This is a genomic window from Crystallibacter degradans, from assembly GCF_012952295.1.
Taxonomy (GTDB): domain Bacteria; phylum Actinomycetota; class Actinomycetes; order Actinomycetales; family Micrococcaceae; genus Crystallibacter; species Crystallibacter degradans.
In genome coordinates, this window is record NZ_JABBCH010000117.1 from 1 (window position 1) to 254 (window position 254).

1 pseudogene is annotated in these 254 nt (G+C 65.4%); it reads right to left on the bottom strand.

What is annotated here, in order from left to right:
* Nucleotides 1–124: 124 nt before the first annotated feature.
* Nucleotides 125–254, bottom strand: a pseudogene (locus HGO92_RS23365) (IS30 family transposase); the annotation flags it as partial.

A 254-nucleotide genomic window follows, 5' to 3' on the forward strand; every position in this document is an offset into this window, starting at 1 on the left:
GGGCTGCTTGCCACCCTTCCCGGTGTTTCCTCGGGTCAGGCTGCCCCCAGCTTCGTCATGCTGCTGCGACAGCACAACGGCGAAGGTCTTCCACCTCCGCTCGGTAAAACAGCGCCTCGTGGCGCACCAAGTCCCCTTCCCAATGGCCCGGGATTGCGCGGTCTTCGACCTCGGCGGGGCGCTCGGAGATGTTGATCATGGGGTCGCGGAAGCGGCTGGTGCGTTCCTCCGGGTTCTTGTGCTTTTTGCGCCGG